The organism is Acetobacter lambici (assembly GCF_011516885.1).
Classification (GTDB): domain Bacteria; phylum Pseudomonadota; class Alphaproteobacteria; order Acetobacterales; family Acetobacteraceae; genus Acetobacter; species Acetobacter lambici.
Genome location: NZ_WOTD01000073.1, coordinates 1 through 6,732 on the forward strand (window position 1 = coordinate 1; position 6,732 = coordinate 6,732).

Annotated in this window: 5 protein-coding genes and 1 pseudogene; 2 read left to right on the top strand and 4 right to left on the bottom strand. The window is 59.9% G+C overall.

The window, feature by feature from the left end; genetic code table 11:
* Together GOB86_RS14325 and GOB86_RS14330 are read left to right on the top strand one after the other, a co-directional pair.
* A pseudogene (locus GOB86_RS14325) lies at positions 1-752 on the top strand (type II restriction endonuclease); the annotation flags it as partial.
* 88 nt (positions 753-840) lie between these two features.
* Positions 841-2,163: a ClC family H(+)/Cl(-) exchange transporter gene (locus GOB86_RS14330; RefSeq protein WP_231869370.1), complete on the top strand. Its 1,323-nt coding sequence runs from the start codon at positions 841-843 to the stop codon at positions 2,161-2,163.
* Between the two features lie 2 nt (positions 2,164-2,165).
* On the opposite strand, the gene GOB86_RS14335 is transcribed toward GOB86_RS14330, so the two are convergent.
* From GOB86_RS14335 to GOB86_RS14350, 4 genes are all read right to left on the bottom strand, one after another.
* Entirely contained in the window at positions 2,166-4,616 is a 2,451-nt protein-coding gene (locus tag GOB86_RS14335) for a heavy metal translocating P-type ATPase (RefSeq protein WP_165993280.1), read from the bottom strand.
* Positions 4,617-4,715: 99 nt separating this feature from the next.
* Complete coding sequence (gene crcB, locus GOB86_RS14340) at positions 4,716-5,132, bottom strand: fluoride efflux transporter CrcB (protein ID WP_124296603.1); 417 nt, start codon at positions 5,130-5,132, stop codon at positions 4,716-4,718.
* An 18-nt stretch (positions 5,133-5,150) separates the two neighbouring features.
* On the bottom strand, positions 5,151-5,969 hold the full coding sequence (locus GOB86_RS14345; RefSeq protein ID WP_165993282.1) for a universal stress protein: 819 nt from the start codon (positions 5,967-5,969) through the stop codon (positions 5,151-5,153).
* 432 nt (positions 5,970-6,401) lie between these two features.
* On the bottom strand, positions 6,402-6,732 hold a 331-nt coding region (locus tag GOB86_RS14350; protein WP_194301210.1), incomplete at its 5' end, for a chloride channel protein.

Sequence of the window (6,732 nt, forward strand, 5' to 3'; positions counted from 1 at the left end):
AATATCTTGCCATGCGGCAGGGCATTCTGAAGCTGAATGCGACCTATCGTTCGCTGCTGTCCAATGATCTGGGCGCTATCGGAGGACTGCTGTTTGATCTCGGAAGCGGACGCTATACAGCGCCACCTCTCGAGGATAACGAAACAGCGCGGAAACTCTGGGAAGCCGATCTTCACCAGGTGAGGGAGCAGAGCGCAAAAGAGGCTCGGATACTGGCAGCAGAGCGGGAAACGGATCATACCCATACCGAGATTCAGGGCTGGCTTCGCGATCTGGGGCATTCTCTGGGTTACGATGTCTGGATTGCGGCCAATGATCACAGTCGTCCATGGCAGGACGGTAAATTGGGGGATGGCTGCCTGTCGGTGTTGCCAGGGTTCACGACGGAAACGCAGGGAGCGGAATCCGTGCGTCTGATCGATGTCCTATGGCTAGACCGAGACAGCCACAGGATTGTGGCAGCCTTCGAGGTCGAGCATTCAACGACCATCTATTCAGGCATCGTGCGCATGCTGGATCTTGCTCTTGGGTCGGAGGCGCAGGCTCTGGAAGGACTGTTCCTTGTTGCTCCAGACAAGCGGGAAGCCGATGTGCGCGAACAGTTGAAGCGACCGGCCTTCAGCAGGATTGCCGATCTGAAAGTCCGGTATCTACCTTATGGGGCGCTGGAGAAGGATCGCGCAGCTATCGCCCGCTTTGGTCACGGACTGAAGCCTGTCCAGGCGATTTCGCATGCTTTGACACCGATCTGATGTTGTTATCGGCATAAGAGCAAAGATGCTAAACTTTTCTCAGACTCCGGGGTCGGGTTTGCAACGATGATAATCCGGCAAGAAGGCGATGGCAGACACCACTCATAGTCAGGAAACACAGCACGCGGTGATGATCCAGCCGCCTAGTAGTCTCACTGTGCTTTCCCTTCTTTCCATTCTGACAGGTGTCGTTGTCGGAGCGGTCTGTGGGACATTCCGGCTGTTACTTGAACATGCTGCGGGGTTGAGAACGACGCTGGCGCTTGATGTCCTGCACCCGCTTCCCGCCGGTCTGATGATTATTGCGATCGGCAGCATCACGGCCTTCATCGCGGCCTGGATGGTCAGGCGGCTGGCGCCTCTGGCTTCTGGAAGTGGGATCCCTCATGTCGAGGCCGTCCTGGCCGGACTTGCAACACCAGCTTCTGTCGGCCTGATCCCGGTCAAGTTCATCGGAGGATTGCTGGCCATCGGCGGAGGACTAGCGCTGGGGCGTGAGGGGCCGAGCGTGCAGATGGGTGCCACGGCTGCCAATACGATCGGTCGGCTGTTACGGTTGGGACCGGCGGATTGCCGGTCATTGCTGGCGGCTGGTGCCGGAGCTGGACTGGCGACAGCGTTCAATGCGCCAGGCGCTGGCGCGATCTTTGTGCTGGAAGAGCTGGTCGGCAAATTCGAGGCGCGAACCGCCTGTTCCGCACTCGGTGCTTCCGTGTCCGCCATCCTTGTCGCCCGCGCGTTGCTGGGCGGTGATCCTGATTTCGTGGTGGCCGACAGTCCCATGGTCATCAGCGTTTCAACGCAGTTGCTGTTCTTGCTGACGGGGCTTGCAGTTGGCCTGCTCTCGGTCGTTTACAACCGGACAGTTCTGACCACGTTACGGCTGGCTGAACGGATGAATGCCAGCGTGGAAATCCGGGCTGCGGCAATCGGCGCGATCGGTGGGCTGATCGTCTGGCTTACACCTCACCTTGCTGGTGGAGGCGACTGGATCACGCAAAGCGCCATCGATGGAACGCTGATCTGGACAGCGCTGCCAGGATTGTATGTCCTGCGTCTGTTCTTCGGCTCGATTTCCTATGCCGCAGCAACGCCGGGTGGCCTCTTCGCTCCCATGCTGGCTCTGGGTGCTCTGACCGGTCTGGGCTGCGGAGATCTGGCCCATGTTCTGGCGCCCACGCTGGCGGTGCGGAGCACACCCTTTGTTGTGGTTGGTATGGCGGCAATGTTTGCGGGAGCAGTGCGGGCACCTTTGACCGGGATCATTCTTGTGACGGAAATGACAAATACGCCCAGCCTGCTGCTTCCGCTGCTTTCGGGCAGTTTTGCCGCGATGTTCGTGGCCGACGGCATGGGGGAAGCACCGATTTATGAGGCATTACGCACCCGCGCCGCGGCCGAAAAACGCTAGGTTCAGTCTTTCCCCCGACCAAGCCGAAGCGCGTTAGTGACAACCGTCACGGACGACAGAGCCATGGCCGCGCCGCCGATAACCGGTGAGAGAAGAAGCCCGCAGATCGGATAGAGCACACCGGCGGCGATCGGAATGCCGATCCCGTTGAACAGGAAAGAGAAAGCCAGGTTCTGCCGGATGTTGCGCATGGTCGCATGGGCAAGCCGTCTGGCCCGGACCAGTGCTTCCAGGCTGCCATGCGCCAGAGTGATCCCGGCGCTTTCGATCGCTACGTCAGTGCCGGTTCCCATTGCGATCCCGACGGATGCGGCCGCAAGAGCTGGAGCATCATTCACGCCATCGCCCGTCATCGCGACATGTGCGCCCTGCGCCGTCAGGTGTTTGACGATATCGGCTTTGTCCTGTGGCTTCAGACCGGCATGGACTTCCGCGATATTTCCCGCCTGCGCCGCCACAGCCTTCGCCGTCGCATCGCTGTCACCCGTGAGCATGATGATCCGCAGACCATCGGCGTGGAGCGCCGCAAGAGAGGCCCGCGTATCCGCGCGGAGAGGGTCCGCCACGGCGATCAGCCCGGCGAGCCTGCCGTCTACCGCCACAAACATCACCCCGGCTCCGGCTTCACGATGCGCCGTCGCGCTAGCTTCAACAGGGGACGCATCAGCGCCAGCCTGCTTCAGACACTCGGCATTGCCCACGACGACGACATGGCCCTCAACGCTGCCGCTCACGCCCAGTCCCGGCTGCGACTCGAAATGGGTAAGAACGCCGGGCTCCCCATGGCGGTCTTTCAGGCCCTGAACGATAGCCTGTGCCAGAGGATGCTGGGAGTGTGTCTCCACAGAGGCGGCATAACACAGCACATCGTTTTCCGGCCAGCCATTGGCTGCCTCCACGGCGATGAGCTTGGGGTGTCCTTCCGTCAGCGTGCCGGTCTTGTCCACAACCAGCGTATCCACCCTGTCGAGCGCCTGAAGCGCTTCGGCATTGCGGACCAGAACGCCCTCGCGTGCGCCCCGCCCTGTACCGACCATGATTGACATGGGCGTGGCCAGCCCAAGCGCGCAGGGACAGGCAATGATCAGCACCGAGATGGCATTCAGAAGAGCATGCCCAAAGCGCGGAGCCGGTCCAACGGCGTACCATACGATGAAAGTCAGCACGGAAATAGCCAGCACCAGCGGGACGAACCATCCGGCCACCCGGTCGGCCACGGCCTGAATGGGTGCGCGGCTGCGCTGGGCGGTGGCAACCATCTTCACGATCCGCGCCAGCATGGTATCGCTGCCGACGGCCTGCGCTTCGATTTCGAGGCTGCCATTGCCGTTGATCGTACCGCCAGTCACCGTGCTGCCGATCTTTTTGGCAACGGGTGCTGGCTCCCCGGTAATCATGGCTTCGTCAACGCTGGATGTGCCATCGAGAACCCTGCCGTCGACAGGGATCGACTCTCCCGGCAGCACCCGCAGTCGGTCTCCGACCCCGACAGCGTCCACGGCTATGTCTGTCGGCTGCCCGTTCTCTCCGATACGGTGAGCCTGTTTTGGTGAGAGATCCAGCAGGGCGCGGATGGCATCACCGGTGGCGGCACGTGCACGGAGTTCCAGAACCTGTCCCAGCAGAACCAGCGCAACGACCACGCCCGCCGCCTCATAATAGACCGGCAGGGCTCCGTCGGGCATCCTGAAGCTGGCCGGGAACGCCCCCGGTGCGAACGTCGCGGCCAGACTATAGCCAAACGCGGCGCCGACGCCGAACATGATGAGCGTGAACATGTTGAAGTGACCGGTCCGCAGTGAGGCGAGTCCACGCTGGAAGAAAGGCAGTCCTGCCCAGCAGACAATCGGAGTGGTCAGCGCAAGCTGAACCCAGGGAGACCATGGTCCCGGAACAAGGTGCAGGCCGACATCGCCCCCCATGGCAATGAGCATCAGAGGAACCGCAAAAAGCACGGAGACGATCAGACGACGTCTGAAATCATGCAGTTCGGGGTTTTCCGTCTCTGCTCCCGTCGGTTCCTCCGGCTCCAGCGCCATGCCACAGAGCGGACAGTTCCCCGGATGATCCTGCCGGATCTGCGGATGCATCGGGCAGGTCCAGATCATCCCCGGCGTACCCTCTCCGGCGGCGGAAGGCTGTTGCGGCGCATGATGGCAGCTCATGCCCCGCATGGAAGGCACCGCCTTTTCCTGCACTTCTTTCACAGGTTCCAGCGTCATGCCGCATTTGGGGCATGTGCCGGGATGTGCCTCCCTGATCTCGGGGTGCATGGGACACGTCCACACCATGGGAGGTGCGCTATCAGTCTTGATGAAGGCTGCCGGATTGGCTTCAAATTTCTTCTCGCAATGTGCGCTGCAGAATGAATAGCTGTGCCCATTATGCTCGCTCTTGAACCGGCTAGTAGCCGGATCAACCATCATGCCGCATACAGGATCGCGTGTTTTCATGGGGACTGACGGGCTCGTCGGCATTGTTTTCGTCCTGACCGTGAGAGTTGAGAATTTCGGAAGCGTCAGCGAACCGCCGGAAGTTGCGACGGCGTCATTTTACGATCTGATTCCGGGATGAACGTGATTCAAAATCTGGGCAAGCATGAACCCGAAGAAAACCGCGATCATGCCGAGCACGAGTGAAATCCCGACATTCAGACAGGCCCTGCCGGGATGACCGTTCTGGAGCAGGTCAAAGGTCTGGAGGCTGAAAGAGGAAAAAGTGGTGTAACCACCGCAGACCCCGACCATGAATACAAGGCGCGTCGTGTCAGAAATATGCACCCGTCCTCCTGCCGCCGTCATTGCTGCAAACAGGGCTATGGCGAACGAACCGGTGAAGTTGATCAGGATTGTGCCCCAGGGAAGGCTATGGCTCCAGCGGGCGGTGGCAAGGCCTATCCAGTATCGGAGCAACGTCCCTGTGGCACCTCCCGACGCGATCAGGAGTGTCGGCAGAATGTTGGACAGCATGACGCTTCTTTCCTGCGATCAATGATGGGTCAGGATCGGAAGCGTGGCGTGTGAGAGGATATCCTGCGTCGGCCCGCCAAACAGCCACTCGATGAAATGCGGGCGGCTATAGGCGCCCATGACCAGAAGATCACCATCTGCCTTCAGGGCATGCTGTCGGATTTCCTCTCCCACGTCGGATGAGGTAATGACAAAGCGATCAATGACGACAACCACGCCTTTCCGCCGGAGTTCTTGCGCGAAGGGCGGTTCCGCCACCTCGTTTTCGCGGTCTTCGCCGATTATGATGCTGACACGGGATGCCCGCTCCAAAAAGGGCTGAGCAGCGGCCATGGCCCGCTCAAGGGCTGATGAAGGATGCCAGGCAATCACCGGATGCCTCCCAACGGTCTCATGAGGCTGCAGCGGCGCCACGATCACCGTGGCACCCGCATCATATAACGCTCCGCTGAAGGCCTGAGTAACCTCTTCAGGATCTGAGGAGCGTGGACGGCTGAGAACCGTCATATCGGCATTCATGGCCTCACGTGCAACTGTCTTGCGGACATCCCCCGCGATTTCGATCCATTCAACTGCCTGCTGGTCGGTCAGTCCGGCCTTCCATTTCTGGAAGATGTCGCGCAGCGCATCAGCTTTTGCAGAAACCTTCTGCGCAAAACGCTTTTCTTCTTCGGGGCTGGGCATTCCTTCATCAGGCGTCTGATAATCGGGATTGTCCTGAAGCTCAGGATGGAGAACCCTGATCGGTGGATGACCGAGGCGGATGGCCAGTTCTCCTGCGGTCTCAAGAGTGTAGGTCGCAGTTTCGATGCGGTCGAGGATGGCAAGAATACGCATGGTCTGTCCTCCGGAAATGATGGTGTTGCACTCTCTGTCAGGGTGTGGGCCGCGTTTTGAAATGCCAGGATTCAGCGCGTTTGAAATAAAGCGACGTGTCTCTCAGCAGTGCTTCATGGGAGAGACAGAATGCTTGCAGTTGCTCATGGTCGCCCAGAATATCGACATAGACTGACAGAAGCGTGTTAGGGATTTCACCAAGTGTCTGCTGGATTTCACCGCTTCTCCAGAAGCCGTAATGTGAGAAGTGAGCGTCGAGCAGGTGAAGCCTGCCGCACGGGCCGCATGGACGATGTCACGATAGAGAGGCCGACGCTGGAACAGGCGGGCCAGTGGCTTCAGTTCCCTGTTGTGTGCCCGTGATGCGGATGTCATGAAAATCCGGAGGATACCGGCAGGTTCTGTCAGAATCGTGGGTGTCTCGTGCATTGCTTATTTTCCGGTTTGTGTTTCTGAGCCAGGTGATGTTTGTGTGTCGGTTTTCCGGACCCGTCGCCCGATGAAGCCACGCGCCTGTCGTAGCGCCATACCTGTGGCAATGTGGGGATGTGCGGCCTTTGGAACGCCGATACGCTGGGACAGGTAGATCCCGGAATGACCGGAGCAGAGATAGGCGACGAAGCAGCCAGTCGCGATGTAGATGACGTCCGTGGCGCCAAACAGCTCGACCCCCATGAAGGTACAGGCCAGAGGGGTATTGGCCGCCCCCGCAAAAACAGCCACAAACCCGACTGCCGCGAGAAGATCGGTCGGCACGCCGAGA